The 25,708-nt window shown below is 59.1% G+C and carries 25 protein-coding genes; 7 read left to right on the forward strand and 18 right to left on the reverse strand.

Translation table 11 applies throughout. The features are described from left to right. Positions 1-19: 19 nt before the first annotated feature. The gene (locus H4P12_RS09685; RefSeq protein WP_187793490.1) at positions 20-568 is read right to left on the reverse strand and encodes a TetR/AcrR family transcriptional regulator; all 549 of its coding nucleotides are present in this window, start codon (positions 566-568) and stop codon (positions 20-22) included. An 88-nt stretch (positions 569-656) separates the two neighbouring features. On the opposite strand from H4P12_RS09685, the gene H4P12_RS09690 reads away from it, so the two are divergent. Continuing rightward, positions 657-2,129 carry an MFS transporter gene (locus H4P12_RS09690; protein WP_187793491.1) on the forward strand — a complete coding sequence of 491 codons (1,473 nt, stop codon included), beginning with the start codon at positions 657-659 and terminating at the stop codon, positions 2,127-2,129. Between the two features lie 20 nt (positions 2,130-2,149). Here the strand turns inward: H4P12_RS09690 and H4P12_RS09695 are convergent, their stop codons facing one another. After that, complete coding sequence (locus tag H4P12_RS09695; protein ID WP_187793492.1) at positions 2,150-3,034, reverse strand: MBL fold metallo-hydrolase; 885 nt, start codon at positions 3,032-3,034, stop codon at positions 2,150-2,152. Positions 3,035-3,184: 150 nt separating this feature from the next. Between H4P12_RS09695 and H4P12_RS09700 the strand changes: the two genes are divergently transcribed. Continuing rightward, entirely contained in the window at positions 3,185-4,636 is a 1,452-nt protein-coding gene (locus H4P12_RS09700) for a TrkH family potassium uptake protein (RefSeq protein ID WP_187793493.1), read from the forward strand. 142 nt (positions 4,637-4,778) lie between these two features. On the opposite strand, the gene H4P12_RS09705 is transcribed toward H4P12_RS09700, so the two are convergent. Continuing rightward, positions 4,779-5,981, reverse strand: coding sequence for a peptidoglycan-binding domain-containing protein (locus H4P12_RS09705; protein WP_187793494.1), 1,203 nt, complete (start codon positions 5,979-5,981; stop codon positions 4,779-4,781). 122 nt (positions 5,982-6,103) lie between these two features. Here H4P12_RS09705 and H4P12_RS09710 point away from each other — a divergent pair, with 122 nt between their 5' ends. From H4P12_RS09710 to glyS, 3 genes are read left to right on the forward strand one after another with little or no spacing between them, the layout of a single operon-like run. Then, on the forward strand, positions 6,104-7,036 hold the full coding sequence (locus H4P12_RS09710) for a glycine--tRNA ligase subunit alpha (RefSeq protein ID WP_187793495.1): 933 nt from the start codon (positions 6,104-6,106) through the stop codon (positions 7,034-7,036). A 43-nt stretch (positions 7,037-7,079) separates the two neighbouring features. After that, on the forward strand, positions 7,080-7,553 hold the full coding sequence (locus H4P12_RS09715) for a DUF6446 family protein (protein WP_187793496.1): 474 nt from the start codon (positions 7,080-7,082) through the stop codon (positions 7,551-7,553). Then, positions 7,553-9,874, forward strand: a complete 2,322-nt coding sequence (glyS, locus tag H4P12_RS09720) for a glycine--tRNA ligase subunit beta (protein WP_187793497.1) — start codon at positions 7,553-7,555, stop codon at positions 9,872-9,874. Before H4P12_RS09715 ends, glyS begins: the two co-directional genes overlap by 1 nt. Positions 9,875-10,023: 149 nt before the next feature. Here the strand turns inward: glyS and H4P12_RS09725 are convergent, their stop codons facing one another. The 14 genes from H4P12_RS09725 to H4P12_RS09790 all read right to left on the reverse strand — a co-directional run bounded on the left by H4P12_RS09725 (position 10,024) and on the right by H4P12_RS09790 (position 20,697). Beyond that, positions 10,024-10,803 (reverse strand): succinate dehydrogenase iron-sulfur subunit, encoded by a 780-nt coding sequence (locus H4P12_RS09725; RefSeq protein ID WP_187793498.1) that lies wholly within the window; start codon positions 10,801-10,803, stop codon positions 10,024-10,026. Between the two features lie 12 nt (positions 10,804-10,815). Further along, a complete protein-coding gene (locus H4P12_RS09730) occupies positions 10,816-11,652 on the reverse strand; it encodes a hypothetical protein (RefSeq protein WP_187793499.1) in 837 nt (278 codons plus the stop codon). 6 nt (positions 11,653-11,658) lie between these two features. Further along, positions 11,659-11,964: a hypothetical protein gene (locus H4P12_RS09735; protein WP_187793500.1), complete on the reverse strand. Its 306-nt coding sequence runs from the start codon at positions 11,962-11,964 to the stop codon at positions 11,659-11,661. Positions 11,965-11,968: 4 nt separating this feature from the next. Beyond that, on the reverse strand, positions 11,969-12,346 hold the full coding sequence (locus H4P12_RS09740; RefSeq protein WP_187793501.1) for a hypothetical protein: 378 nt from the start codon (positions 12,344-12,346) through the stop codon (positions 11,969-11,971). Then, a complete protein-coding gene (gene sdhA, locus H4P12_RS09745; RefSeq protein WP_187793973.1) occupies positions 12,346-14,148 on the reverse strand; it encodes a succinate dehydrogenase flavoprotein subunit in 1,803 nt (600 codons plus the stop codon). Before sdhA ends, H4P12_RS09740 begins: the two co-directional genes overlap by 1 nt. Positions 14,149-14,179: 31 nt before the next feature. Then, a complete protein-coding gene (locus H4P12_RS09750) occupies positions 14,180-14,566 on the reverse strand; it encodes a succinate dehydrogenase, hydrophobic membrane anchor protein (RefSeq protein WP_187793502.1) in 387 nt (128 codons plus the stop codon). Between the two features lie 15 nt (positions 14,567-14,581). Continuing rightward, a complete protein-coding gene (gene sdhC, locus H4P12_RS09755; RefSeq protein WP_187793503.1) occupies positions 14,582-14,974 on the reverse strand; it encodes a succinate dehydrogenase, cytochrome b556 subunit in 393 nt (130 codons plus the stop codon). A 515-nt stretch (positions 14,975-15,489) separates the two neighbouring features. Continuing rightward, positions 15,490-16,380, reverse strand: a complete 891-nt coding sequence (locus tag H4P12_RS09760) for an endonuclease/exonuclease/phosphatase family protein (RefSeq protein ID WP_187793504.1) — start codon at positions 16,378-16,380, stop codon at positions 15,490-15,492. A gap of 47 nt (positions 16,381-16,427) precedes the next feature. Further along, complete coding sequence (locus H4P12_RS09765) at positions 16,428-17,462, reverse strand: MaoC family dehydratase (RefSeq protein WP_187793505.1); 1,035 nt, start codon at positions 17,460-17,462, stop codon at positions 16,428-16,430. Continuing rightward, a complete protein-coding gene (locus H4P12_RS09770; protein ID WP_187793506.1) occupies positions 17,459-17,665 on the reverse strand; it encodes a DUF1737 domain-containing protein in 207 nt (68 codons plus the stop codon). The genes H4P12_RS09765 and H4P12_RS09770 overlap by 4 nt, the downstream gene beginning before the upstream one ends. A gap of 1 nt (position 17,666) precedes the next feature. After that, positions 17,667-18,215, reverse strand: coding sequence for an NnrU family protein (locus H4P12_RS09775; RefSeq protein ID WP_187793507.1), 549 nt, complete (start codon positions 18,213-18,215; stop codon positions 17,667-17,669). A 43-nt stretch (positions 18,216-18,258) separates the two neighbouring features. After that, positions 18,259-19,110, reverse strand: coding sequence for an HpcH/HpaI aldolase/citrate lyase family protein (locus tag H4P12_RS09780; RefSeq protein ID WP_187793508.1), 852 nt, complete (start codon positions 19,108-19,110; stop codon positions 18,259-18,261). A gap of 99 nt (positions 19,111-19,209) precedes the next feature. After that, complete coding sequence (locus H4P12_RS09785; protein ID WP_187793509.1) at positions 19,210-19,839, reverse strand: DUF3667 domain-containing protein; 630 nt, start codon at positions 19,837-19,839, stop codon at positions 19,210-19,212. Between the two features lie 108 nt (positions 19,840-19,947). After that, positions 19,948-20,697 carry a sulfite exporter TauE/SafE family protein gene (locus H4P12_RS09790; protein WP_187793974.1) on the reverse strand — a complete coding sequence of 250 codons (750 nt, stop codon included), beginning with the start codon at positions 20,695-20,697 and terminating at the stop codon, positions 19,948-19,950. 150 nt (positions 20,698-20,847) lie between these two features. Between H4P12_RS09790 and mdh the strand changes: the two genes are divergently transcribed. Beyond that, positions 20,848-21,810, forward strand: coding sequence for a malate dehydrogenase (mdh, locus tag H4P12_RS09795; protein WP_187793510.1), 963 nt, complete (start codon positions 20,848-20,850; stop codon positions 21,808-21,810). A gap of 269 nt (positions 21,811-22,079) precedes the next feature. After that, on the forward strand, positions 22,080-22,760 hold the full coding sequence (locus H4P12_RS09800) for a glycosyltransferase family protein (protein WP_187793511.1): 681 nt from the start codon (positions 22,080-22,082) through the stop codon (positions 22,758-22,760). A 123-nt stretch (positions 22,761-22,883) separates the two neighbouring features. On the opposite strand, the gene H4P12_RS09805 is transcribed toward H4P12_RS09800, so the two are convergent. Next, positions 22,884-25,625 carry a beta strand repeat-containing protein gene (locus H4P12_RS09805; protein WP_187793512.1) on the reverse strand — a complete coding sequence of 914 codons (2,742 nt, stop codon included), beginning with the start codon at positions 25,623-25,625 and terminating at the stop codon, positions 22,884-22,886. Positions 25,626-25,708: the final 83 nt, after the last annotated feature.

The following is a 25,708-nucleotide window of genomic DNA, read 5'->3' on the forward strand; positions in this document are numbered from 1 at the left end:
CGCTTATGGCCGCCACTTTCTAGCCGACATTGCCTTCCAGCAAAGTGGCGATGTCGGCGAAAATCTGATCCCACTCATCGTCGTCGATCTGCATGAACCGCATGAAGCGCAGCAGGAATGCACCCTCGGTGGCCAGAAAGGCCAGCCGCTGCCTGCGCCCCTCGGGCGTGGTGGCATCCACACCTGCCAGCCGCTCGCGATACCATTGGCGCGTCGATTCAAGATGTTCAGGCGTTTGCAGCAGTGCAGCCATCAGACTGGCGGCCTTGGCATTCAGGGCCGCATCCCCCTGACGGGTCGCCGCGACATGCGCAGCAACCCGCTTACCGGCAGCGGGTGGATCGCCCACAAGTGCCGAAAATTGCCGATCATAATCCACATACCATCGGTCGAACATCGCGTTCAGAATATCATCCTTGCTGCGGAAACTATATTGTACACCGCCCTTGGTGATGCCGCAGGCCTTGGCCAATGCATCAATCGTCAGCGCCGCTGCACCCTTTTCGCGCACCAGTTCCTCGGCTGCGTCCAGTAACTGATCCCGGTCGATCTTGCGTGGTCTTGCCATCAGCCCTTCCATTTCAATACAACCGTATTTAAATGTCGATCATACGATTCGCAACACGAGTTGCGCCACTTTTCGCAAAGGTTATACGATGCAGACCCGTTCGCCCTGGCTTGTCCTGGCCATTGTTTCAACCGCGCTGTTCCTGATCGTGGTTGATATGACCATCCTGTATACGGCCCTGCCCCGCCTGACGCATGATTTGCGGGCAACAGCGGTTGAAAAGCTGTGGATCGTGAATGCCTATTCGCTGGTGGTGGCGGGCCTGTTGCCGGGGTCGGGGGCGCTTGGCGACCGCTACGGCCATCGTCGGATGTTCCTGATCGGTCTGGTGATCTTTGGCGTGGCGTCGCTGATTGCCGGGCTGGCGCCGTCGTCGGAAGTCCTGATCGGCGCACGCGCCCTGTTGGCCGTGGGTGCGGCCGCAATGATGCCTGCGACCTTGTCGATCATTCGCCACAGCTTTGACGATCCAGCCCAAAGATCACTGGCCATTGGTTTCTGGGCGGCCGTGGCCTCGGGTGGGGCGGCAATCGGACCGCTGGTCGGCGGGGCGTTGCTGGAACATTTCCATTGGGGCGCGGTGTTTCTGGTCAACCTGCCCATCGTCCTGATCGCGATACCGCTGACGTTGCGCTACGTGCAGCGCGGCAAATCAGAGGGCGGCCATCCCTTTGATCCCATCGGCTCGATCATGATCCTGATCGGGTTGCTGACACTGACCCTGGCCATCAAGGAGGTCGCGAAACCTGAACCGACCTGGATGGGCTTTATCCTGCCCGCCCTGATCGGCGTCGCTGCGGTATATCTGTTCATCCGCCGTCAACAGCGCGGTGCGCACCCGATGATCGACCTGCACCTGTTCCGCGATACGCGCTTTGCGGCGGGCGTGGTGGCGGCGGTTTCGTCTGCGGCTGTCCTGTTGGGGCTGGAGCTGGTCATCAGCCAGCGCCTGCAACTGGTCTCGCACATGACACCGCTGCAGGCGGGGCTGTTCATCCTGCCGATTCCGCTTGCGTCTTTCATTGCGGGTCCGCTGACCGGATTACTGCTGGGAAAGGTCGAAACCGGGCAGGTGCTGACCTATTCATTCGCGGTGACGGCTGTGGGCGTAGCTGTCTATGCCTTCAACTTCGATGGCAGCATGTGGATTCAGCTGATTGCCTTTGCCCTGATCGGCGCAGGAATCGGCTCGGCAATGACGGCCGCTTCCTCGGCCATCATGATGAATGCACCCGCCAATCGCGCCGGAATGGCCGCGTCGATAGAAGAGGTGTCCTATGAATTGGGCGGCGCGCTTGGTGTGGCGCTGTTGGGCAGCCTGATGTCAGGCGTTTATACTGCCGCCTATCTGGCGGGCGGCGATAACGCTGTCACGATGGCGGCAGATTCGCTGGATCAGGCGATGCTGGTCGCCGAGACCGCCCCGGTCGAACAGGCGCGCCAGATCCTTGCCAACGGCGTCGCTGCGTTCGAGCGGTCGGTGTCCGTGGTCGCGATCGTCTCGACCGCGGTTCTGGCAGCGGCAACGCTGTGGATCGCGCGACTGTCACGGATCATCTGATGAGGTGCCGGTGAACGGGGCTACAACCCGTTCACCGGAACTTTCAGCATCGGGCGCCCGTCCTTGTCCCGAGGCACCTCGCCCGCACGCATATTCACCTGCAGGGACGGAATGATCAGACGCGGCATTGCCAATTGGGCATCGCGTTCGGTGCGGAAACGAACAAACTCTTCCCGCGTCTTGCCGCCGCCAACATGGATGTTGTCAGCCTTTTCCGCCCCGACACTGGTTTCCCACTGAATATCGCGGCCATTCGGGCCATAGTCGTGGCACATGAACAGCCGCATCCGGTCCGGAAGACTCAGCACCTTCTGAATGCTGTCATACAACATACCCGCGTCGCCCCCCGGAAAATCGGCACGGGCCGAACCACCGTCGGGCATGAACAACGTATCGCCAACAAAGGCCGCATCGCCCATCACATGCGTCATGCAGGCAGGCGTATGGCCCGGTGTATGCATGGCAAAGCAGGCCATCTGACCGATCTGATAGCTGTCGCCATCGCTGAACAGCCGGTCGAACTGGCTGCCATCGCGCTGAAACTCGGTCCCTTCGTTGAAAATCTTGCCGAAGGTTTCCTGCACCTCCATGATTTTCGCGCCGATCCCGATTTTGCCTCCCAACCGATCCTGAATATAGGGCGCAGCGGACAGGTGATCGGCGTGAACATGGGTTTCGATGATCCACTCCAGCACCAGATCGCGCCGCTGGATTTCGGCGATCAGGGTATCGGCGTGCTCATGCGTGATACGCCCCGCCGCATAGTCGATATCCATGACAGAATCGATGATGGCGCAGCTGTCAGACGCCGGATCCTTGACGATATAGCTGATCGTGTTGGTCGCAGGATCGAAATGGCCGCTGACATCCGGGTGGATAGCAAGGTTCAGGGGGTAGTTCGTCATCACGATCTCCGGTTGTGTCGCACGCAGTATAGCAGCTTGCACACCGATTGTGAGGTTTCAGGACAACGCCCCCCTGTGATCAGGTGTCGCAGACCCCGAATAGGCGATTGGCCGCTTGACGGGTGACAGAGGGCGCGGCAAGCAGACCAGATGATCGATTTTCGCCCCATTGCCCAACCGATCGGCCGCATCATCGCCACGCTTGGCGTGTCGATGCTTATTCCCATGGTCGTCGACTGGTGGCACGGCAGCGCCCATTGGGAGGCGTTTCTGCAATGCGCGGTGCTGACATTTGTGATCGGCATCATGATCTCGGTTTCGACCCGTGGGAAATATACCTCGGTCAGTTTGCAGCAGGCGTTTTTGCTGACATCGGGGCTATGGCTGATCCTGCCGATCTTTGGCGCCCTGCCCTTCATGATGGGCGAACCGCATGCCAGTTTCATCGATGCTTATTTTGAATCCATGTCGGGCGTGACAACAACCGGAACGACGGCCTTTTCTCAGCTGGACGCCCTGCCGAAAGGCACAAACCTGTGGCGGGCGATGCTGCACTGGATGGGCGGCTTGGGGATCGTGGTTGTCGCGATGGTGTTTCTGCCGGTGATGAAGGTCGGCGGGATGCAGTTCTTCCGCTCGGAAGGATTTGACACATTGGGCAAGATCCTGCCCCGCGCTGGTGAGATCGCGTCAGAGATGACGCGAATCTACATGATCCTGACGGCGGCCTGTATCATCACCTATCTGCTACTGGGCATGACGGGCTACGACGCCGTCGTGCATGCCTTCGCGACCGTCTCGACCGGTGGATTTTCCAGCTATGACCTCAGCTTTGCCGAGTTTCTGGGACCGCTCGAATGGGCGTCAAGTGTGTTCATGGTGCTGGCCTCGATCCCGTTCATCCGCATGGTTCAGGTGATGCGCGGGAATTTCAGCCCAATCTGGAAGGATACGCAGATCCGGGCCTATCTGCGGTGGATCTTCTATGTCTGTGCGGCCATCGTCGTCTATCGCCTGCTCAGCGGGGTCGAACATACCGGCCTGATGGATATGGTTCGCGAAACCGTATTCAATACCATCTCGACCTTTTCGGGCACCGGTTTCTTTTCATCTGATGTGATGAGCTGGGGCCATTTCCCCTTTGCGCTGCTGATCATCGCGGGGCTGATCGGCGGCTGCACCGGATCGACTGCCTGTTCGGTCAAGGTGTTCCGCTATCTGGTTCTGTCACAGGCTGTCCGTGCCCAATTGCGGCGGATGCTGTCACCCAACCGGGTCTATCCGCTGCGCTATCAGGGGCGTCCACTGGAACAGGATGTTGTGAATTCGGTCATGGCGTTCTTCACGCTGTTCATGCTGACCTTTGGCCTGTTGATCGTGGCCTTGTCACTGACGGGTCTGCACCCGCGCACCGCACTGACCGGCGCCTGGACGGCGATCGCCAATATCGGTCCGGTCTGGGGGCCAGAAGTCACAAAGAACGGTTCAGTCGCGGAATTCCCCGAGGCTGCCAAGTGGCTGATGATCCTCGGAATGTATCTGGGCAGGCTGGAACTGGTGTCAGTCCTTGTTCTGCTGCTGCCCAGATTCTGGCGCAGTTAAGGCTGCGCCGCCGGGATGGGAGTGGCCGCAGGCGCGGTCGGCTCTGTCACGGGGTCGTTTTGCGCAGGCCCGGTGCGACTGAAGCTGTCTGACATTTCGGCGGAAATCTGCGCCTGTCCTTCGGTATCGGCTGCGGGCCAGATCAGGACGAAACCTTCGGCGCGGCCATCACGGACCCAACCTTCGGCCCGGCCGATATGATCGTGTTTGCGCCGTCCAGCAGGATATGGCCGTTTTCAATGCTGCGCGTCGGCTGTGGCACCCAACCAAGTGCGGTCACAAGCCCCGACAGATCAACCAGTTCCTGCTGACCGCCCGGCTGGCTGAACAGGATCAGCGCCGCCCCTGAATTGTTCTTCGGACGATAGATGGACAGCGCACGTTCGGCTCGATCAAACTCCAACTGGTCCATCGGCGCGATGACTGACAGGCCCGTCACCTTGTCATTCAATGTGCTAAGCCCCATTTCCGTCCGCCAATCCGCACGCCGCTTGATCAGCTCGGCCATGGCTGTGCCAGCATCGGGGGAGACACGCAATGCCGCAACCTCGGCCGCGATGGCTTCGCGCGTTTTCGGGCCGTCCTTGCCGTCGATCCCCCCGTCATAGCGTCCGGCCCACCGCAAGGCGCGCTGAACCTCATCCAGCGGCGGCATGTCCTGCACTGCGCCGGGCGCGGGAAGCTGTGCGCCTTCGACAACGTCAACAGGGGCCGAAAACTCATCGGAATCGGCGGTAAAGGCATCGCGCGGCACGCTGCCCGCACGTTTGAACGCGGCCAACCAGGCGGTCGCGGTTTCCGCAGGCATCGGACCAAGCGTCACGGCATACCAGCCGCCGGGCATCGCCCACAGACCAGCATCTGCAAACGTATTGCGCCATTCAGCCAAAGCCGCCTGTCCTGCGGGTTCACCCTGCACCGATTGCAATCGGATATGCATACCCGGCGGAACGACGGGGGCCGCAGGCTCTGCAGGCTGGACCTGCACGGCTTCCGCACCATCAGTCGGTGCAGTCTCGGCCACCGCCGCCTGCCCAGCGGCCGGGGTCAGCGTGACATTGCCACTGGGCACCGCGACAAAGCTGTCGGCCGGAATGGTCCCTGCGGCCTTCAACTGCTGGATTTGAGCGTTCGCATCAGCCTCGCTCAGCGGGCCGATGGCAATGGCGATCCAGTTCTGGGCCAGCGGAAAGGTCACGATATTGTCGAACCGTTCGCCCCAACCTGCCGCCGCAGCTGCCGCAGCTTCTGGCCCGCGCTTCGCTTCGATCCGGATCACCGCATCCTGCGCCAAAGCTGCCACCGGCAAGCCTGCCGCCATTACCATCATCGCCAAGCGCCGCATTCCGCTCTCCGTAATTCCGGGCGCTTCCCGCCCTTTGCCCTCAGGCCCTTTATTGACCCTTCGCCATGCCGCGCCTAGAAGGCACACAGGCATTGAACGATCTATGCAAAAGGATGGCCCGGATGACCAGCCCAAACAAACCACGCAGCTTTCAGGAAGTGATCCTGCGGCTGCAAAACTACTGGGCTGCGCAAGGCTGCGCCGTGCTGCAACCTTATGACATGGAAGTGGGCGCAGGCACCTTTCACCCCGCCACAACGCTGCGTGCGCTTGGCGAACGGCCATGGGCTGCTGCCTATGTCCAGCCGTCTCGTCGCCCGACCGATGGCCGCTATGGTGAAAACCCGAACCGTTTGCAGCACTATTATCAATATCAGGTTATCATCAAGCCAAGCCCCGCCAACCTGCAGGACCTGTATCTTGGCAGTCTGAAGGCCATCGGTCTGGACCCGATGGTCCACGACGTCCGCTTCGTCGAGGATGATTGGGAATCCCCGACCCTCGGGGCATGGGGCCTTGGCTGGGAAGTCTGGTGCGACGGCATGGAAGTCAGCCAGTTCACCTATTTCCAGCAGGTCGGCGGTCACGACTGCCGTCCCGTATCGGGCGAGCTGACCTATGGGTTAGAGCGTCTGGCCATGTATGTTCTGGGCGTTGAACATGTGATGGACATGCCCTTCAACGACCCCGACAGCCCGATCCGGCTGACCTATGCCGATATTTTCCGCCAGACCGAGCGGGAATACAGCCGCTGGAACTTTGATCAGGCCGATACCGATATGCTGTTCCAGCACTTCAAGGATGCCGAGGATGAATGTGCCCGCATCCTTGCCGCGCCCGAAACCGACAGCGCAGGCCGCCGTATTCCAATGGCGCATCCGGCCTATGATCAATGCATCAAGGCCAGCCATATCTTCAACCTGCTGGATGCCCGTGGCGTGATCAGCGTCACCGAACGTCAGGCCTATATCGGCCGCGTCCGCGCCTTGGCCAAGGCCTGTGCCGACCTGTTCCTGACGACCGATGCCGCGCAACTGGAAGCGCCAGCCGCCTGATGACTGCATCGTCGCGACATATTCACGGAATGCAGGTGTCGGCATGAACGGCAAATGGCCAGTCCTTGCCATCCTCGGCTCTGCCCTCATCGTGGGCGGCGGCATCTGGTATGCGCAGGAATACATGTATTACGACAGCATCGCCCCCGACGCACCCGAAGCTGCACTGTTTATCGAAACAAAAAGTGGTCCGATCAGCCTGCACGTCACGGATTTCGAGGGCATTGACGCCAATAGTGCGCCGCATCGTTGGCGGGCCTGCGCAAAGTTGTCTGATGTGCCGACGGATGCCGTCCCCTATGACAATCCCCTGCCCAGCTATGGTCCCGGTTGGTTCGACTGTTTCGACGCCGAACAGATCGGACATGATCTGGAAGCAGGCATTGCCAAAGCCTATCTGTCCCAGTCCGAAATCCACCCCGATGTGGACCGTGTGCTGGCAATCTATCCCGATGGCCGTGTCTTCGGCTGGAACCAGATTAACGACAAATCCCCGGAACGCGGAGTGATGGACTGATGCCCGATTTGCTGATCGAACTCTTTTCCGAGGAAATCCCCGCCCGGATGCAGGCCCGCGCCCGCGCCGACCTGCAACGCCTTGTGACCGATGGTCTGGTCGAAGCTGGCTTGACCTATACCAGCGCCGGCGCCTTCAGCACGCCGCGCCGTCTGGCACTGACGGTCGAAGGATTGTCGGCCAACAGCCCGACCACCCGCGAAGAACGCAAAGGCCCGCGCACCGATGCGCCCGATGCGGCACTGGACGGCTTTTTGCGCTCGACCGGCCTGACCCGCGATCAGCTGGAAGCCCGCGACGACAAGAAAGGTCAGGTCTGGTTCGCCACCATCACCAAGCCCGGTCGCCCCGCCGCCGACATCGTGGCCGACGTTCTGGAGCGCACCATCCGCGATTTCCCGTGGCCAAAATCCATGAGATGGGGCGCGGGCAGCCTTCGGTGGGTCCGTCCGCTGCATTCGATCATCTGCCTGCTCAGCGACGAATCCGGCAGCACCGTCGTGCCACTGACGGTCGAGGGTATCACTTCGGGCAATACCACACGCGGTCACCGTTTCATGGCCCCCGACGCCTTCACTGTCACCGGCTTTGACGATTACGTCGCCAAACTGCGCCGCGCCCGCGTCATGCTGGACAGCGACGAACGCGCAGCCGCGATCAGGCAAGAGGCTGACAGCCTTGCCTTTGCCCGTGGCTGGGACATCGTGCCCGACGACGGCTTGCTGGCCGAGGTTGCCGGTCTGGTCGAATGGCCCGTGCCGCTGATGGGCGTGATCGAGGACCGCTTTCTGGACCTGCCGCCCGAAGTCCTGCAAACCTCGATGAAGGAACACCAGAAATTCTTCTCGGCCCGGAACCCGAAAACCGGCCGGATCGAGGGGTTTGTGACCGTCGCAAATATCGTAACCCCTGACGATGGCGCAACCATCCTTGCCGGAAACCAGCGCGTTCTGGCCGCACGGCTGTCGGATGCGGCCTTCTTTTATGACAACGACCTGCGCGAGGCGCGGGCGGGGATGGAAAACTGGGCCGAGGGCCTGAAATCGGTGACTTTCCACAACGAATTGGGGTCACAAGCAGCACGCGTTCGGCGCATCGCGCACATAGCGAGGGAGACCGCAATAGCGGTCGGGGCGGATGTCGAACACGCTGTGCTTGCAGCAAACCTAGCGAAGCTCGATCTTCGAAGCGCAATGGTCGGCGAGTTTCCTGAGCTTCAGGGCGTAATGGGAAAATATTATGTTGGCGAGGCGGGAAAGCAACAAAATGCTGATGAGGCATCAATTGAAGCGATAAGTAAGGCGGCTCGCGAACACTATGCACCGCTCGGCCCGTCTGATGAGGTGCCTACAGCGCCTGTATCTGTAGCCGTGGCTTTGGCAGATAAGATTGATATCCTTAGCAGTTTTTGGGCAATTGATGAAAAGCCAACGGGTTCAAAAGATCCTTTTGCGCTCAGAAGGGCAGCTTTAGGTGTGATCAGACTACTGCTGAACAACGATATTAAATTGCAACTGAACAGCCTCCTCGTAGGACGTCTACTTTGGGCGCTTAGCAACTTTGGCAACGCGAAATCCAACCGAGAAGGTATCGATAATGCGCGTAAAGCTTACGCGCAAGCGCTAGGTGTCGATGAAGATCAATTGATGGCGGAAGAACTGGTAACCCAGTTCCAAACGGGAGAAATCGTAATGCCATCGGCCTCGATGACGCTAGATAGTAATACATTACATGCAATCTTAGATCGCCCCAAAACATCTGGGCAAGATTTGCTATCTGACGCTGAATCGATCGCCTCCGACCTCCTCGCCTTCCTCCACGACCGCCTCAAGGTCTACCTCCGCGACCAGGGCATCCGCCATGACATCATCGACGCCGTCCTTGCCCAGCCCGGCAATGACGACCTCGTGCTGGTGGCGAACCGGGCCACGGCGCTGAACGACATGCTGAAAACCGATGACGGCAAGAACCTGACCCAGGGCATCAAGCGCGCCAGCAATATCCTGACACAGGCCGAGGCCAAGGACGGCGTCGAATACAGATTCGGCGCCGACCCGAAATTCGCCGAGACAGATGAGGAACGCGCCCTGTTCACCGCGCTCGACACCGCCGAACCGGCAATCAAGGACGCCATGGCCAAGGAAGATTTCCCCGCCGCCATGACGGCCATCGCCGCGCTTCGTGGCCCCATCGACGCCTTCTTCGAGGCAGTGCAGGTCAATACCGACAACCAGATCGTCCGGCGCAACCGCCTGAACCTGCTGTCCCGCATCCGCGAGGCAGGCCGCCAGATCGCCGATTTCGGCAAGATCGAGGGCTGACGCCCACCGACCACCGACCACCGACCACCGACCACCGACCACCGACCACCCAAAATAAAGAAAGGGCCAAAGGTTAACCCCTTTGGCGCTTTCTTCTTTGTCAAAATACCCCGCGGGGGTCTGGGGGCGCGAAGCCCCCAGCTGCCAGATCAAACGATCCGGTCGACCATCATATGTTTGATCGACGCAATCGCCTTGGCCGGGTTCAGCCCTTTGGGACAGGTATTGGTGCAGTTCATGATCGTGTGGCAACGATACAGCTTGAAGGGGTCTTCCAGATTGTCCAGACGCTCGCCCGTTGCCTCATCGCGGCTGTCGATGATCCAGCGATAGGCGGCCAGCAGCGCCGCCGGCCCAAGATAACGGTCACCGTTCCACCAATAGGATGGGCATGCGGTCGAACAAGACGCGCACATGATGCATTCATAAAGCCCGTCCAGCTTTTTACGATCTTCGACCGATTGCCGCCATTCCTTGCCCGGCATCGGCGATTTGGTGATCAGATAGGGATTGATGCTGGCATGCTGGGCATAGAAATGCGTCAGATCCGGGATCAGGTCCTTGACGACCGGCATATGCGGCAGCGGATAGATGGCGATGTCGCCCTTGATTTCATCAATGCCATAGATACAGGCCAGATGGTTGCCGCCACCGATATTCATGGCGCAGGAACCGCAGATCCCCTCACGGCAGGACCGGCGGAAGGTCAGCGTCGGGTCAATCTCATTCTTGATCTTGATCAATGCGTCCAGAACCATCGGTCCGGTCTTGTCCAGATCAAGGAAATAGGTGTCCAGCCGGGGGTTTTCCCCGGTATCGGGATCCCACCGATAGATCTGGAATTTCTTCACATTTTTCGCGCCCTCTGGCTTTGGCCAGGTCTTGCCGACCCGGATCTGACTATTCTTGGGCAGGGTGAACTGGACCATTGGGTGCTCCTTTCAGAGAGTGCCTTCGGACGGCGTATCAGCCGTAAACAGATGTTGAGCGCGGGCGACAAGATCGACGACCTTGCCACGGGCATGCGGGTTAAGCGCCGCTTCATTCAGGCGGCGCAGAAATTCGGTCGATCCGCTGTTAAAGCGCGGATTGGCAGTTTCATCCAACGGATCAAGCGCGTCGATCTGTGCATCAGGCAATCCGGCGTGACGCAGCAACAGGCGACCGGGATGGCCGTCCTTCGGCTCATCCTCCAGCCGGACACTGATGATATTGGCGGCGCCGATCACGTTTTCGATCCGGGCGATCAGATCATCCCACGCGGGCAGCGCCTTGGTCTCGTCCAGAAAATCCGGCAAGGTCCGGGCATAACCGTCGGTTCGCACCGCCTGCGCCCAGACGCTTGGCTTCCAGTTCGACATCTCACGCGTATAAATGACGAAATCGACGGCGAAATCCGCTGCGGTTTCCCGAACGATGCGCGTGATTTGCGGCAATGCAGGATAAAGCGCGGTTTCACCACCATTCCCGGGCATCGCGCCTGCAAGATTTTCGTGGCTCAGCAGCACTGGCAGATCATTGTCGGGCAGTGTCACCAAGACCTCGCGCAGCGCATCTTCCAATGCACGGGCAGTCTTTTCAGCAGGTGCCAGACTATAGGCCACCGCCGCCCGCCCCAAAGGCCGCATCGGCGATCCTTTTTCGGGCGTCAGCAGGATCAGGCGATCCGCCAGGGCATCGGCATTCAGTTGCAAATGCCGCTGCAAACCTGTGCTGCCGGTTTTCTGCACGCCAAGATGAACGATCAGACGGCGGGCCGTTTTCTGCGCCTTCCCCATTCGCGCCTACCCCCGCCACCCCAGCTGGTCATCCAGCGGGCGCGTAGGCATCTGCCCAGAGCGGCTTAGAACACAGCGGTTATACACATCGGACGGGTCACGGCGCATCAGATAATCGTCGGATACTTCCATCTCGATCCGACCAAACGCGCCGCCGCTGCCGCCGCCAATCGCAATCGAGCCGCGCGGGCGTTGGGCAAGGTCGGCGTCGCGCAGGCATGTCCGCTCAGCCTGCTCTAGTGGCACCGGCCCGCAAGAGGCCAGCACCGCCAGAAGCGGCAAGAACGTAAAGATGCCTGCGCGTGCCAACATCAGTTCAGGCGGTGCCGGTGCTGCGTGCAGCGGATGCGATGCACTGCGTCGTTGCCGGGCGCGAGACGATCGTGGCGACGCTGTTGGCGGTGCCCGACGCACCCGAGCTTGCGGCCTGCGCAATGTCGATCAGCTCGGCCGTGGTCGCGTTGTTGATGACACAATCGGTATAAGGCGACACGTTCGCACCGGGCAGACGCTTCTGCATTTCGGTGTTGATCACGTTCCGCGCGATCTGGCGGGACGCCGCGTCCAGAACGGTTGGCTGAACCGGGCTGGTCACGCCCGGCGCAACGGGCGAGGTCGTCGTCGGCATTTGCGTGGCGCAGGCAGACAAGGTCAGAGCCGCTGTACCAAGAGCCGCAAAGATATGAAAACGCATCAGTAAACCCTCTTTTTCGGAGCTATTTTCTTCAAGTCGATTCCGCCATCCTCTTGCTTTGTCAGCGGTTCGAGGTGAACGGGGCGATATGCCAGTTTAACCTTGTTTCCATCCACCCACGCAAGCGAGTGCTTGCGCCAGTTGGCGTCATCCCGCTCGGGCCAGTCTTCGTGGGCATGCGCGCCACGGCTTTCCTTGCGAGCTTCGGCGCCGACGATGGTTGCCAACGCGTTAGGCATCAGGTTGGTCAGTTCCAGCGTCTCCATCAGGTCGCTGTTCCAGATCAGGCCGCGGTCGGTGACTTTCAGATCATCCAGCTTTGCCGCGATGACCTCCATCTTCTCGACACCTTCGGCCAGCGTCTTGTCCGTGCGGAACACGGCGGCATCCGCCTGCATCGTCCGCTGCATTTCATCGCGCAGCTTGGCCGTCGGCGTATTGCCATCGGCAAAGCGGATGCTGTCGAAACGCGCCATGATCCGGTCCACGGCATCCTGATTGGTGCCGGGGATCGGGGCTGCGCGGTCAATCACTTCGCCCGCGCGAATCGCGGCTGCACGCCCGAAGACCACAAGGTCGATCAGCGAATTGGAACCAAGACGGTTTGCACCATGCACGCTGGCACAACCAGCCTCGCCCACAGCCATCAGGCCGGGGAATATCTGGTCCGGCGCTTCTTCGGTCGGGTTCAGAACCTCGCCCCAGTAATTCGTCGGGATACCGCCCATATTATAGTGAACGGTCGGCAGAACCGGGATCGGCTCGCGCGTCACATCGACACCCGCGAAAATCTTGGCGGATTCCGAGATGCCCGGCAGACGTTCGTGCAAGGTTTCCGGCGGCAGGTGCATCAGGTTCAGGAAAATGTGATCCTTATGCTCGCCCACACCCCGGCCTTCGCGGATTTCGATGGTCATGCAACGCGAGACGACATCGCGGCTGGCAAGGTCTTTGTAGGTCGGGGCATACCGCTCCATGAAGCGTTCGCCGTCGCTGTTGGTCAGATAGCCGCCTTCGCCGCGCGCACCTTCGGTGATCAGGCAGCCAGAGCCGTAGATCCCGGTCGGGTGGAACTGCACAAATTCCATGTCCTGCAGCGGCAGACCCGCGCGGGCCACCATGCCGCCACCATCGCCGGTGCAGGTATGGGCGCTGGTCGCGCTGAAATAGGCGCGGCCATAGCCGCCGGTGGCCAGCACCACCATCTTGGCGTTGAACACATGGATCGTGCCGTCATCCAGCTTCCACGTCACAACGCCGGTGCATTTGCCATCGGTGATGATCAGGTCCAGCGCCAAATATTCAATGAAGAATTCGGCATTTTCCTTCAGCGACTGACCATACAGCGTGTGCAGGATCGCGTGGCCGGTGCGGTCGGCCGCGGCGCAGGTGCGCTGCACGGGTGGACCTTCGCCGAATTCGGTCGTGTGGCCACCAAACGGGCGCTGATAGATCTTGCCCTCTTCGGTGCGCGAAAACGGCACGCCGTAATGTTCCAGCTCGTAAACCGCCGCAGGGGCCGAACGCGCCAGATATTCCATCGCATCCGTATCGCCCAACCAGTCCGAGCCCTTGACCGTGTCATACATATGCCACTGCCAATTGTCCGGACCCATGTTCGACAGCGACGCCGCAATGCCGCCCTGCGCCGCAACGGTATGCGAACGGGTCGGGAAAACCTTGGTCACACAGGCGGTGCGCAGGCCCTGTTCGGCCATGCCCAGCGTCGCCCGCAAACCGGCACCACCGGCGCCGACGACGACGACATCATATTCATGCGTGACGATTTCGTAATCCGCCAAATGCGGGATGTCTTTTTCTGCCATGGTATCCTCAGATCACAATGGTGACGAATGCCATTTTGACCAGCGCATAAACCGCCGCCGCAATGACCGCCCAGCTGAAAATCACCGAAACGATGATCGCCACCTTGCGCGCCGTATGATGGAAATAGTCGTCGATCATGATCCGCGTGCCCTTGATGAAGTGGACCATGCCCACGATCACGAACAAGGCGGTCACGATGGCCGGATAGGGCCGTCCGAAATAGGCGATGACGCCTTCTTGCGGCAGGCCGATGGCATTGCCCACGACCAGCAAGAAAGCTGGCGTCAGCAGAACCAGCGCACAGGCGCTGACCGTCATGGCCCAGTGATGTTGTGTGCCGGTATGGGCAGAACCCAGGCCTTCGGCGGCTTTCAGCGGAGTTACATAACGCATCCTTGTTCCCTCGCCTTAGGCCAAGAAGAAAATGATGATCGACAGCAGCGTCAGAATGACCGAGCCGATGATGATGATCCAAGAGGAATTCCGAGCCTGCTCGATCTCAAGCCCGATACCTGCGTCGTAGAACAGGTGCCGGATACCGGCCAGCGTGTGATACCAAAGCGCCCAGGTCGAACCTGCAAGGACGACAAAGCCGATCCAGGACCGCACGACCCAATCGGCGCAGGCAAAGGCACCCGGACTGCTGACGGCAGCAACCAGCCACCAGACCAGCAGCAGGATACCTGCCACCAATGCGTGACCGGTAATCCGGGTCATGATAGAGGTCACGGCCGCCACGGGCAGCTTGTAGACCTGAAGATGGGGAGAAAGCGGCCGGTTGCCCCGGTTCACATCTGCCATGATGCGGCGCTCCTTTGTCGGTTCTGGCACGTCCCGTCGCAGGCTTTTGGCTGGCCGCGCGGGGCTGGCGGTTGGCGCGTGTATTGCCGCCATTACTGCCACCTGTCACCGGAAGATACCAGACCTTCGGACGAAAAAGCATCGATTTCAGCATTTGCGATCACACGCGCATCAACTGTGATCACAGCTTCCGATGAAAACGTGAACTCCACGAAGCCCCGCCTCTTGAATTAGCGCAAACATCGGTATTCACGCAAAAATCCGCCCGCAGAATTTACACAAGCGGCAATCGCATTGCCCAGGCGCGTCGAAGCCGACGGGCGAGCCGGGAATCATGACATCGCAATGAAATGGCCACATATGAAGGCCTCGCACAGCATCACCGCCCTGTCAGGCCGACGCTTCCGGGTCAGCTTGCAAATGGAATCCGCGGCTGGATGGCCAACTTCACGCCGACGGCACAAGGTCACACCACATGGCCTTGTCGGCGGCGTTCAACGCTGACCCCTGCCCGCTTATTGCGACAAATTCCCTTGCGACCGGGACGACAGCCGCAACAACATGCCGCGATGATCTGACCCCAACCTGTCCCGCATCTGAACATGACCTGTCCAACCTTGCGGGATCAGAATCCGATCGATCGGCATGGGATAGATCTGTTCCAAATTCAGGCTTGGTCGAACCGGTCTTGCGACAGTGGTATCGGTGGCTGCCGTCGTGACGCGGTCAAGATGCGACCACGGAACCATGTTGAAATCGCCACCGATCAGCACGGGTCGCGGCAAATCCCGCAACTGCGGCAGCAAGGCTTCCATCTGCGATGCCTGCCCATATGGCCAGGGCCAGTGTAAATGCAGCGCCGCGACAGAGAGCAGGCCGTAGGGGGTCACGATACTGGCAAACGCCGAACCGCGCACATTGGGACAGGTAGGTGCGCCCCGAAACGGCATATCGGACAGGATGGCGACGCCCCCAACGGAATGCGCTACGCAAATCTGCTGATAGGGATGGCTATTCGCCAGCGATCGGATCACCGGCAGGTTGCTGTCGGTTACCTCTTGCAGCAGCACGATATTGGCACCGCTGTCGCGGATATCCGCAATGATCGCCTCGTGATTTTGCATGCGAAAGGACAGATTTTTTTGATAGACGATCAGCCCTTCGGCGGGTTGGGCAACAGGACGCATCATCCACAGGATCGGCGACAATGCGATCGCCCCCAGAAAGGCCGCAAAGACACCTGCCCGCGACCGCAGCAACAGTCCCAAAAACATCGCAGCAAGGGCAAAGACGGGCCGGAATACCGCCATTGCATCGCCTGCGGGATGCCACGCCCCCCCATAGCTGACTGCCAACGCCAGAAGCGTCAGCAGCAGCAGGCCTGAAAAAACACGGCAAGAATTCACGTGAGGTTTCCAGATATGATTTTGATTTAAAACAAATAATCAAAATCTTATGTCGGCATCAGCGCCCAATAATCCAGATCCAGCAGAACTTCGGGCAGATATTTCCCGTCATCACCTTTCAATGGAAAGCCAGCACTGTCGCCTTTGGTCGCAATCAGCCGCAGCCGGATCGCGCCCACGCCCGGCGCCGCGGTTTCAGCCTTGTCCAGAACCTCGGACCAGGCGCGAACGGTATCGCCCGCAAAGCAGGGGTTGGCATGCGCCCCGCCGTTCAGCGCGACGATCATCTGCGCGTTGGCCAGACCGTTGAACGACAGCGCGCGAGCCATGCTGATGATGTGACCGCCATAGATCAGCCGCTTGCCATCGTCGCGATTGGTGGCATCGAAATGAACCTTGGCCGTGTTCTGCCACAGCCGGGTGGCCAGCATATGTTCGGCCTCTTCAATGGTGACACCATCGACATGGTCGATTTTCTCACCTATCGCATAGTCACTCCAACGATGCGGTTCTCCTGCAAGTTCAAAATCATAGCTGGCAAAGCTAAGGCCCTCTGGAATGATCAGATCGGCGGGATCGACGACCGCGGCCAGTTCGGGAATGACGGTTTCGGGCGCGTCGGCATCCTGATCTCGTTTGCGGACCATGACCCACCGAACATATTCCAGAACCGTCTCGCCCACCTGATTCACGCCGCGTGTGCGCACGTAAACCACGCCGGATTTCCCGTTCGAGTTCTGCTTCAGCCCGATCACCTCGGATTCCGAATGCAGCGTATCGCCCGGCATCACCGGACGCAGCCAGCGCCCTTCGGCATAGCCAAGGTTGGCCACGGCATTCAGACTGATATCCGGGACCGTTTTGCCAAAGACGACGTGAAAGGCGATCAGATCGTCCATCGGACTGCCGTCCAGCCCGCAATCCGCAGCAAATTCATCGCTGGAATACAGCGCATGGCGCGCGGGATACAGCGCGTGATACAGGGCCCGCTCTCCCTCGGCGATGGTGCGCGGGACGGCATGACGGATCACCTGTCCGACCTTGTAATCCTCGAAGAAACGGCCCGGATTTGTTTTGGTCATTGCTGTCCCAGTTTCATGTCAGGGTGATAATCTGCGGGAATATCCTTGATGACCGCCTGGCCCATGCGCATCACGCCCTTGACCGGATCAAAGGCCATGGTGGGGGTGCCATGCAGCGACCAGCCCTTTGATAGCGCCTCGCTGACGCGGTGGCAGAACCGAGAGGTGTCGTCCTCGGTGATGCAGCGGTAGATCGTGGTCATTTCAGCCTCCGAATGGCCAGTAGCCAAGCCAGTAATGAATCATGCCGACAACCAGCATGACGATGACAGCGCCAGCGGCTGCCATGATTTCCTTGCGGACCGGGAATGGGCCTGTCGGACGAACCCAGGGGGTGGCGCGATTCAGCACCGCGATTTCAACCAAGGCCCAGATCAGCAACCCGCCGAACAGGACAAAAGATGGCAGATCCCCGTTTACAAGCAAATGCGCAATGGCCCACAGCGAAAAGCCGGTCAATTGCGGATTGCGAAGGACCGAGGTGACGCGCGTTTTCATTCCTGCGGCCGCGAACAGATAGAACGCCACCAGAATCAGCAGGTTGTTGATGCCAACCAGCGCCGGCGACGGCCCCCACCAGACCGGACCAGTGCTTGCCCGATAGCCAAAGATCATCAGGACAACGGACAACGCGATCAGCCCGGCCACGACGCCACGACCCGGATCGCCCATCGCCGCACGACGCTCGGGCGCGACGCGTTTGAAGAAATGCGCGGCCCACCACAGGCCCACACCAAGGATCAGGACAAACATCTGGCTTCCTTCCGCTGGATGTCGAAACGCCGGCAGGTTGAACCTATTGGCCCATCGCCGCAATAGCCTGCGCCCGGTCCAGTGTCTTGCGTGCGGTTTCGACATGCAGGTTTTCGACGATCTTGCCATCGACGACGGCGACGCCCTTGCCCTCTGCGGTCGCGGCCTCGAACGCGTCGATCTGACGACGGGCAAGGTCGACATCCGCCTCGGTGGGCGCAAAAACCTGGTTCGCGATCGCCAGTTGCGCGGGATGGATCAGGGTCTTGCCGTCGAACCCCATATCGCGGCCCTGCTCGCATTCGGCACGCAGCCCTTCTTCGTCCTTGAACGCGTTGAAGACCCCATCAACGATCACCTTGCCATAAGCCTTGGCCGCCAGCAGGCACAGGCCAAGACCCGCCTGCATCGGCAAGCGGTCGGCACGGAAACGGCTGTTCAGTTCCTTGGCAAGATCGTTGGTGCCCATCACCATGCCTAGAAGTCGGGGATGCGCCGCGATTTCGGCGGCATTCAGCATGCCCAACGGCGTTTCCATCATCGCCCAAAGGGGCAGGTCAGGGATCAGGGCCGCCACAGCGTCCAGATCGGCAGCGGAATCGACCTTGGGGATCAGAACGGCATCTGCCTTGCCAGACCAAGCCTGTGCGCAGGCAAGGGCATCGCCCTTGCCCCATTCGCTGCCCATGCCGTTGATACGGACGATCTTGGCCCCCTGGCCGTAATCATTGCCCAGTGCAGCCGCCAGACCATCGCGCGCCGCAATCTTCGCGTCGGGTGCCACGGCGTCTTCCAGATCAAAGATGATCGCGTCCGTGGGCAGGGTTTGTGCCTTTTCCATTGCACGCTGATTGGCAGCGGGAATGTACAAAACCGAACGATAGGGGCGCGTCATTCAACTCTCCTCGCAACTTTGTTGCGTGAATGTTGCGCGACAAGCCAGAATTGGCAAGGAAAGAATTGCTGCATCGCAGAATATTCTGCGCTTGCGGCATCATTCATCGGGTAGCGTTTCTATGATACTCAGCCCAACCAGTATGAACCCGAAGAGAGCATAGGCCAGAAGGCCCAACATAATCGCGCCAAAAACATGCCAAAACCCACGGATCTTCAGCAACTGCACAATCGCAAAGATTGTATAACCGAGATATAATATAATGCTGATCCCAGCGTCCCAATCGGAACTGATCGGCGCCAGAACAAGGGATATCAGCGAAGCAATCATGGTCGCCTGTGCGACGATATAGCCGAAGCCGACCGAATATTCCCAAAGATTCAACCCTGCGTTACGAAACGCCAGCCGATAGAGAACGGCAAAGACGCCAATCAAGGTCAACTGAACAAACTGGGCATCGTCACGCAACACCAGACAAAGTCCATCATCGGGTGCGCAGACCTCTTCAGCGGCAAAAAGATGATCGACCCAAAGGGAAAAGGACATCGCGACGATCAGATAGGCCAATGGCCTGATCAGATAATTTCGGTCCTGAAACAAAAAGATACGGATCGACCTACCTGGACGCAATGTAAGCCCGACAAGCGTGCGGCGAAAACCTTTCTCCATCCAGATTTCTTTTTGCCCGCCCATCATTTCGTCAGGTGAATAGCGGGGCACCTGCAGCAATTGCCCACAATCGGGGCAATATTTTCCGACTTTCCGATGTTCGCAGGAGGCTCGCTCTTGCCCCAGCAGCTTGTCCCGAAAACCCATTCTTCGAACCCTTGCGCACGATCAACTCATCAACGCCTGCCAGATCAGACGAACCGACACGACAAGCAATCCCCAAGTAATAAACTGATAGAATATTTTCTGTGGCATGATCCTGACCAGCCGCAAACCGAGCCAGACCGAAATCAGCGCGACAGGCGTCAGGACGGCTGCTGTTTTCAGCGCGGGCAGCGACAGCTGGCCAAGTGCGGCATAGGGGATCAGCTTGATCCAGTTGCAGATGGCAAAGAACCAGGTCGTCGTTCCGGCATAGATCAGCGCCGGCAGCCGCAGCGGCTGAACGTATACCTGCCATGGTGGTGCGCCGGAATGGCTGACAAAGCTGGTGTAACCGGCCAGCATTCCCCAGAAATTGCCCTTGACCGGAGACGGCTGGCGGGCATCGTGGCCCAAATCGGGACGGATCAGCGCATTCAGCGCAAAAATCAGACCGATCAGACCGACAATCAGCGTGACGCCCCACACCGGCACGATATGCGCGGTAGCCCAGCCGATCCCGATGCCGGCCACGGCCCCCGGCAGCGCGGTTTTCAGCACCCGAATATCGAAATTACGGCGAAACGCGATCAGCCCACCGACATCCGACAGGATATAGACCGGCAGCATCAACCCGGCCGCCTGCACCGGCGACATGACCAATGACAGGATCGGGACCGAGATGATCGCAACCATCGCCAGCCCGCCCTTTGCCAATCCGATTGCAATCGACGCGATGATTGCCAGAATCCATCCCTCAAGCGTCAGATCCAGCATGGTTTCCCCCATTTTCGCCTGCTTTGAATGCAGCCATGTGCCGGCGGACACAAGTGTTAGGGCCATCATTGTTGCCGGTCCCTTGCGATTCCCACGCCAAGGGACTAACCAACCTCGCAACAATCCATCCTATGAAACCGGAGGTTTAACATGGCCCGACCCAAAATCGCACTTATCGGTGCGGGGCAGATCGGCGGCACTTTGGCACATCTGGCCGCGATGAAGGAACTGGGCGATGTCGTCCTGTTCGACATCTCGGAAGGGACGCCACAGGGCAAGGCACTGGACATTGCGCAATCCGGCCCGGTCGAAGGTTTCGATGCCAGCCTGAAAGGCGCCAATGACTATGCCGATATCGCAGGGGCTGATGTCTGCATCGTGACCGCCGGTGTTCCGCGCAAGCCGGGGATGAGCCGTGATGACCTGCTGGGCATCAACCTGAAGGTCATGAAATCGGTCGGCGAAGGCATCAAGGCCCACGCCCCGAACGCCTTCGTGATCTGCATCACCAACCCGCTGGACGCGATGGTCTGGGCGCTGCAGCAGTTCAGCGGCCTGCCGGTTGAAAAAGTCGTCGGCATGGCGGGCGTTCTGGATGCGGGCCGTTTCCGCCACTTCCTGTCGCTGGAATTCGGCGTGTCCATGCGCGACGTATCGGCCTTTGTTCTGGGCGGTCACGGCGACACCATGGTTCCGCTGGCACGCTATTCGACGGTTGCCGGTATTCCGCTGCCCGACCTGGTCAGCATGGGCTGGACCACGCAGGAAAAACTGGATGCCATCATCCAGCGCACCCGTGATGGCGGTGCCGAAATCGTCGGCCTGCTGAAAACCGGATCTGCCTTCTATGCGCCGGCTGCATCAGCCATCGAGATGGCGGAAGCCTATCTGAAAGATCAAAAGCGCGTTCTGCCCTGCGCGGCCTATGTTGACGGTGCTTATGGTCTGAACGGTCTGTATGTCGGCGTGCCGACCGTGATCGGCGCGGATGGCGTTGAAAAAGTCATCGACATCAAACTGAACAAGGACGAACAGGCGATGTTCGACAAGTCGGTTGATGCAGTGAAAGGTCTGGTCGCCGCGTGCAAAGGCATTGACCCCTCGCTGGCATAAGACTTGGCACAAGACCCGGCGACAATCGCCGGGTCTTTTCTTTTCCGGATTGGTATACGGATACCGAAAGAACCCTGATGTCTTCGCTTAAGTCTATCTATCGGAATATCAAACGCAGGGCCGGACATTACCTGCATGCAAGATATCAGACCCCCTCGACCCCAAACATCCCCACCCAGACCGATGCGGAATATGGATTTGTTTTTGCGGCTACCGGCCTCAAATACACCATACTGGCACAACGCGCTGCGCGAAGTTTGCGATTGATGATGCCGGATGCGCTGATAGATCTGTTTACAGATCAACCGGTCAATGACCCGGTTTTCAGTCGCATTCACGTGCTTGATCATGGTTTTTTTCGCCCCAAGATGGAGGCAATTCGTCGGACTCGTTTCGATAAGACAATTATTCTGGACGCTGACATCCTTGTAACGGCCGATCTGTCCGAGGTCTTTGCGATTCTGGACAAGTATGAAATGGCCGGCGTTCAAGCCCTCATCCGCACAAAGGGGATGATGCACGTGCGCGGGCGCATGCCACCGCGTTGCTTTCCTGTCATCAACACAGGCTTTCTGGCGGTCCGCAAATCAGACAGGATTACTGCCTTCACAGAAGCCTGGGAAAGCCGTGTCAGGGAAACGGGGACACCTGTGGATCAACCCTATTTTCGCAGTTCCCTTTATGAATCCGACCTAAGCTTTCTCAGCCTGCCGGTGGAGTATAATCTGATCCAGCTTTCTGCGCTGGATAACTGGAATGAAAAAAGTGGTGCACCACGCGTCTTGCACTCGCGAAGGCTGCATGGCGCGGCAAATCCGGGTGATCCGCTGCAACCATATGGGTTGGAAGAAGTGCTGGGATCAAAACGCGCTGCAAAATTTCGGACGCTGATTGCAAAGGATTGGTCGCTGGACCAGAAAACACGCGACTTCTGGCAAACGGGCCGCTGATGTCGATGCGGTCTTTGGCCGATATATCCACCGCCAGACGACATTAATTCAACCGCGCGACAGCGATCTTACCATGTCCGGATCTGGCGCGCCCCTCGACGGGCGCACCAGAATGTCGATCTGTCACCCGAAGGTGAAGTCAGATTCGTCCAGGTTGTAGTAGTAGACGTCTTTCACAAGGATCGTCGTGCCCCCAAAGCTGACCTTGGTATCATTCCCGGCATATTCGATGTTCAACGCTGCGAATCTTGCGCCGGTGATATGAATCGTATCAACACCATCCTCAAAATCCGTGATCCGGTCAGCGCCGTGACGACGTGCGAAGACGAAAACATCCTCGCCCGCACCACCGGTCAGAATGTCGCTGCCAGCACCGCCCGTCAGGCGGTCGTCACCTGCTCCGGCGATCAACACGTTGTTGCCGGCATTCCCGACCAAGCGGTCATCGCCACCGCCGGTCTGGACCTGCTCGACCCCGGTAATCTTGTCCCGGCCCGCACCGGTTACCTGAAGCGCCGTGACCGCCAGATTGACCCTGATGTTTGCGTTGGTGTCAAACACCACCCGGTCGAGTCCGGCACCGCCCACGATGGTGTCATTTCCCGCGCCGCCGTCCAGAGTATCGTTGCCGCCGCCGCCAAGCAGGCGGTCATTTCCGCCACGCCCTGACAGCACGTTTGCAGCCCCGTTTCCGGTAAACACGTCATTGCCGTTCCCGCCGGTGACATTTTCGACCTTGACGATCTTGTCGATGCCATAGCCGGTGTTCTGCGCCGCCGTGACCGCCAGATTGACCTTGGCTGCGGCCTTCCCGGTAAAGATGATCGTATCACGGCCTGCGCCGCCGTCGATCAGGTCATTGCCCGCACCACCGTTCAGCACATCATTCCCACCAGCGCCCAGCAGCGTATCCTTGCCACCATTGCCAACCAGTTCATTCGCGAAAGCATTGCCTGCCAGCCTGTCATGGCCATTGCCGGTCGACACATTCTCGATCGAGATCAGCTTGTCAGTGCCGTGGGCCGCGCTTTGCGCGGAAGATCGTGCAAGATCGACCTTGACCGCACTGTTTCCAGTGTAAATGGTCCAATCCCTGCCAGCGCCGCCGTTCAGCGTGTCTGCACCGCCGCCGCCGATCAGCGTATCGTTCCCACCTTCGCCCCGCAGATGATTGGCACCGTTATTTCCGGTCATCCGGTCATTGTGACGCGACCCGATGGCGCCTTCGATCGAAACCAGCCGATCATCACCCAGAGAATTGCTGATCCGTTGGCTGCCCGTCGCGGCAAGGTTTACGCGAATGCCGCTTGCCGAATCCGAGAATGAGGCGAAATCAAAGCCCGCTCCGCCGTTCAGAACGTCATTCCCGCGCCCACCGCGCAGCACATCATTCCCGTTTTCGCCGTTCAACGTATTGCTTTTACCCGAGCCGGTAATCTGGTCATTCCCTTTGGACCCGCGAACATTTTCGAAATTCGAGATTTTGTCAGAGCCTTGGCCACCACCGACAGTCTGATAATCGGTAATCGACAGATTGACGGTCACACCACCCGAGGCCGAGCTATAGCTTAGGACATCAACGCCATCTCCACCGTCGAGGACGTCGTTCCCTGCACCGCCATAAATGGTGTCACGACCCGAGCCGCCCCGAACGGTATCTGCACCAGCATGACCGATGAATGAATCGTTGCCATCATTCAGGAAGAAGTCGCCGGTTCCGGCGCTGTCGACCTGCCCCACACCGCTGATATCGAACACATCGTTGCCGGTCGTGCCATTGACCGAACCGGGATAAAGATACAGCCCTTCGATGCTGTTCAGATAGGTCGAGTTCAGCAGGAACTTGTTCACCGTCAGATCTGCCGTGACATAGATCCAGTCGGTGCCATCGCCGCCGTAAAGGTAGTCGTTTCCAACATCGTTGGCATCGATGTAGAAGCGATCATTGCCGCTGTCGCCATAAAGCCGATCCACCCCGGAACCGCCATAAAGACGATCGTCGCCCGCGCCGCCGCGCAAGGTATCGTTGCCCGTTCCACCCCGAACGGTATCCGAGCCGATGTGACCAATGAATGAATCGTTGCCATCATTCAGGAAGAAATCATTGGATCCGGCGCTGTCGATCTGCCCCACGCCGCTGATATCGAACACATCGTTGCCGGTCGTGCCATTGACCGAACCGGGATAAAGATACAGCCCTTCGATGCTGTTCAGATAGGTCGAGTTCAGCAGGAACTTGTTCACCGTCAGATCTGCCGTGACATAGATCCAGTCGGTGCCATCGCCGCCGTAAAGGTAGTCGTTTCCAACATCGTTGGCATCGATGTAGAAGCGGTCATTGCCGCTGTCGCCATAAAGCCGATCCACCCCGGAACCGCCATAAAGACGATCGTCGCCCGCGCCGCCGCGCAAGGTATCATTGCCCGTTCCACCCCAAACGGTATCCGAGCCGATGTGACCGATGAATGAATCGTTACCATCATTCAGGAAGAAATCGTTGGATCCGGCGCTGTCGACCTCCCCCACGCCGCTGATATCGAACACATCGTTGCCGGTCGTGCCATTGACCGAACCGGGATAAAGATACAGCCCTTCGACACTCTTCAGATAGGTCGAGTTCAGCAGGAACTTGTTCACTGTCAGGTTTGCCGTGACATAGATCCAGTCGGTGCCATCGCCGCCGTCAATGGTATCGGTCCCGAAGTCATTGGCGGTTATGTAGAAGCGATCATCGCCGGTTCCGCCAATCAGGCGGTCATTCCCGGCATAACCGTAAATGCTGTCATTGCCGCCCAAGCCATTGATCGTGTCGTTGCCAGCGGTGCCTTCGAGCGAGTCATTACCTTCTGTCGGAGTGTTCGCCATTTCGTTCCTCATGAAAGCTTTAATCAGGAATTATCTTCCGCTGCAGTTTCGGCACGCTCATACAATCGTCAACAACTTAATTC

The sequence above is a fragment of the Paracoccus amoyensis genome (genome assembly GCF_014490725.1).
Classification (GTDB): Bacteria; Pseudomonadota; Alphaproteobacteria; order Rhodobacterales; family Rhodobacteraceae; genus Paracoccus; species Paracoccus amoyensis.

What these genes read in the sequence shown, in the direction of transcription:
- H4P12_RS09685 (WP_187793490.1), bottom strand. Translation starts at nt 568, where the DNA reads ATGGCAAGACCACGCAAGATCGACCGGGATCAGTTACTGGACGCAGCC.
- H4P12_RS09690 (WP_187793491.1), top strand. Translation starts at nt 657, where the DNA reads ATGCAGACCCGTTCGCCCTGGCTTGTCCTGGCCATTGTTTCAACCGCG.
- H4P12_RS09695 (WP_187793492.1), bottom strand. Translation starts at nt 3,034, where the DNA reads ATGACGAACTACCCCCTGAACCTTGCTATCCACCCGGATGTCAGCGGC.
- H4P12_RS09700 (WP_187793493.1), top strand. Translation starts at nt 3,185, where the DNA reads ATGATCGATTTTCGCCCCATTGCCCAACCGATCGGCCGCATCATCGCC.
- H4P12_RS09705 (WP_187793494.1), bottom strand. Translation starts at nt 5,981, where the DNA reads ATGCGGCGCTTGGCGATGATGGTAATGGCGGCAGGCTTGCCGGTGGCA.
- H4P12_RS09710 (WP_187793495.1), top strand. Translation starts at nt 6,104, where the DNA reads ATGACCAGCCCAAACAAACCACGCAGCTTTCAGGAAGTGATCCTGCGG.
- H4P12_RS09715 (WP_187793496.1), top strand. Translation starts at nt 7,080, where the DNA reads ATGAACGGCAAATGGCCAGTCCTTGCCATCCTCGGCTCTGCCCTCATC.
- glyS (WP_187793497.1), top strand. Translation starts at nt 7,553, where the DNA reads ATGCCCGATTTGCTGATCGAACTCTTTTCCGAGGAAATCCCCGCCCGG.
- H4P12_RS09725 (WP_187793498.1), bottom strand. Translation starts at nt 10,803, where the DNA reads ATGGTCCAGTTCACCCTGCCCAAGAATAGTCAGATCCGGGTCGGCAAG.
- H4P12_RS09730 (WP_187793499.1), bottom strand. Translation starts at nt 11,652, where the DNA reads ATGGGGAAGGCGCAGAAAACGGCCCGCCGTCTGATCGTTCATCTTGGC.
- H4P12_RS09735 (WP_187793500.1), bottom strand. Translation starts at nt 11,964, where the DNA reads ATGTTGGCACGCGCAGGCATCTTTACGTTCTTGCCGCTTCTGGCGGTG.
- H4P12_RS09740 (WP_187793501.1), bottom strand. Translation starts at nt 12,346, where the DNA reads ATGCGTTTTCATATCTTTGCGGCTCTTGGTACAGCGGCTCTGACCTTG.
- H4P12_RS09750 (WP_187793502.1), bottom strand. Translation starts at nt 14,566, where the DNA reads ATGCGTTATGTAACTCCGCTGAAAGCCGCCGAAGGCCTGGGTTCTGCC.
- sdhC (WP_187793503.1), bottom strand. Translation starts at nt 14,974, where the DNA reads ATGGCAGATGTGAACCGGGGCAACCGGCCGCTTTCTCCCCATCTTCAG.
- H4P12_RS09765 (WP_187793505.1), bottom strand. Translation starts at nt 17,462, where the DNA reads ATGACCAAAACAAATCCGGGCCGTTTCTTCGAGGATTACAAGGTCGGA.
- H4P12_RS09770 (WP_187793506.1), bottom strand. Translation starts at nt 17,665, where the DNA reads ATGACCACGATCTACCGCTGCATCACCGAGGACGACACCTCTCGGTTC.
- H4P12_RS09775 (WP_187793507.1), bottom strand. Translation starts at nt 18,215, where the DNA reads ATGTTTGTCCTGATCCTTGGTGTGGGCCTGTGGTGGGCCGCGCATTTC.
- H4P12_RS09780 (WP_187793508.1), bottom strand. Translation starts at nt 19,110, where the DNA reads ATGACGCGCCCCTATCGTTCGGTTTTGTACATTCCCGCTGCCAATCAG.
- H4P12_RS09790 (WP_187793974.1), bottom strand. Translation starts at nt 20,697, where the DNA reads ATGCTGGATCTGACGCTTGAGGGATGGATTCTGGCAATCATCGCGTCG.
- mdh (WP_187793510.1), top strand. Translation starts at nt 20,848, where the DNA reads ATGGCCCGACCCAAAATCGCACTTATCGGTGCGGGGCAGATCGGCGGC.
- H4P12_RS09800 (WP_187793511.1), top strand. Translation starts at nt 22,080, where the DNA reads ATGCCGGATGCGCTGATAGATCTGTTTACAGATCAACCGGTCAATGAC.
- H4P12_RS09805 (WP_187793512.1), bottom strand. Translation starts at nt 25,625, where the DNA reads ATGGCGAACACTCCGACAGAAGGTAATGACTCGCTCGAAGGCACCGCT.